This is a genomic window from Xanthomonas sp. SHU 166, from assembly GCF_000364685.1.
Taxonomy (GTDB): domain Bacteria; phylum Pseudomonadota; class Gammaproteobacteria; order Xanthomonadales; family Xanthomonadaceae; genus Xanthomonas_A; species Xanthomonas_A sontii.
Map to the genome: position 1 here is coordinate 1 of NZ_AQOJ01000608.1, position 2,006 is coordinate 2,006.

Consider the following 2,006-nt stretch of genomic DNA (forward strand, 5'->3'; position numbering starts at 1 on the left):
GCGGCGATCAGCGCGTCCGGCGCGCTGCTGATCGTGCAGGCCGGCGCCATCGCCTGGCTGGTGCAGGCGCTGCTGGTCGAGCGGCGCGACCTGGCGCAGGCACTGCCGGTCTTCGGCCTGCTGGCGTTGATGCTGGTCCTGCGCGCGGGGCTCGGCGCCGCTGCGCAGCGTGCCGCCGGCGATGTCGCCGATGCGGCCAAACTCGAGCTGCGCCGGCGCGTGTACCGGCAACTGCTGCAGCGCGGGCCGCTGTGGCTGCGCGGACAGCGCAACGGCGAACTCGGCGAACTGCTGCTGGCGCATGGCGATGCGCTGGACGGTTACTACGCCGGCTACCGGCCCGCGCGCTGGGAAGTGAGCGTGGTGCCGCTGTTGATCGTGCTGGCGGTGGCGTGGAGCGACTGGGTGGTCGGGCTGATCCTGTTGTTCACCGCGCCGTTGGTGCCGATCTTCATGATGCTGGTGGGCTGGGGTGCCGAGGCCGCCGGCCGCCGTCAGTTGCGCGAACTGGCGCGGATGGGCGGACACTTCGCCGACCGCCTCAAGGGCCTGGGCCTGTTGCGCCTGTACGGGCGCGGCGACGACGAACTGCGCGGGATCGCCGCTGCTGCCGAGGGCGTGCGCGAGCGCACGCTGAAAGTGCTGCGCATCGCGTTCTTGTCGTCCACCGTGCTTGAGTTCTTCGCCTCGGTCAGCGTGGCGATCGTCGCGCTTTACCTGGGCCTGAGCTACCTCGGCATGATCGCCCTGCACGGCAGCGTGCCGACCCTGGGCACCGGCGTGTTCTGCCTGCTGCTGGCGCCGGAGTTCTATGCGCCGCTGCGGCGCCTGGCCGCGCATTACCACGACCGCGCCAATGCGCTGGCCGCGGCGGCCGAGGTGGAGCGCCTGCTGGAAAGCCTGCCGCAGGCCACGGATGCGCCGGCTGCGCACGCCGAGGGGGCCGTCGTGCCGAACGACGCCGCTGCCGAGGCAATGCCCGTCGCCGCGCCTTCCACAAGCGCGTCGCGCGAGGTACCGCTGCTGCAGGCGCGCGCGCTGCATCTGCGGCCGCTGGGTGCGCGCTGCGACGCGGTGCAGGGCCTGGATGTCGATCTGCATGCCGGACAGCGCCTGGCCCTGGTCGGCCCCAGTGGCAGCGGCAAGAGCACGCTGCTGGAAGCGCTGGCCGGGTGGCTGCCGCCGCGTGCCGGTACCTTGCAGGTGCGCAAGGGGCTGCGCATCGGCTACGCCGGGCAGCGGCCGTATCTGTTCCACGGCAGCATCGCCGACAACCTGCGCCTGGCCGATCCGCAGGCCAGCGCTGCGCAACTGCATGCCGCCGCCGAGGCGGCGCAGGTGCTGCGTTTCGCCGCGCGTCTGCCGCAGGGGCTGGACACGCCGATCGGCGAGCGCGGTTTCGGCCTGTCCGGCGGCGAGGCGCGGCGCATCGGCCTGGCGCGACTGTTATTGCGCGATCCGGAACTGCTGTTGCTGGACGAACCGACCGCGTTCCTGGACGCGGACACCGAGGCGGACCTGCTGCACACGCTGGCGGAGTTCGCCCGCGGCCGCAGCGTGATCGTCGCCACCCACAGCGAAGCGGCGATGCGCTGGGCCGATGCGGTGCTGCGACTGCCGGCGCGCGACGCGTCCACCGCGACGCAGGAGACGCTGTCATGAGCGGCGGCACCCGCGACAGCTTGCGTGGCGTGTTCGGCCGCCATCTCGGCCGGCTGCTGCTGACCGCCCTGCTGGTGCTGTGCACGATGCTGGCCGGGGTCGGGCTGCTCGGCCTGTCCGGCGGCTTCCTCACCGCCGCGGCGCTGGCCGGCGCGGTCGGCATGGGCAGCGGCTTCAACTTCTTCTCACCATCGGCCGGCATTCGCGCACTGACCTTCGCGCGCATCGCCTCGCGCTACGGCGAAAAGCTGGTCGGACACGACGTGACCCTGCGCATCGCCCGCGACCTGCGGGTGTGGTTCTTCCGCCGCGCGCTGCCGCTGGCACCGGCACGGCTCCGCGCC

General features: G+C 72.7%; 1 protein-coding gene and 1 pseudogene. Both read left to right on the forward strand.

What is annotated here, in order from left to right; genetic code table 11:
* Positions 1-1,662: thiol reductant ABC exporter subunit CydD (gene cydD, locus D180_RS14955; RefSeq protein WP_017913434.1), on the forward strand; the 1,662-nt coding region annotated here is incomplete at its 5' end.
* A pseudogene (locus D180_RS14960) lies at positions 1,659-2,006 on the forward strand (thiol reductant ABC exporter subunit CydC); the annotation flags it as partial. The gene cydD and the pseudogene D180_RS14960, both read left to right, overlap by 4 nt.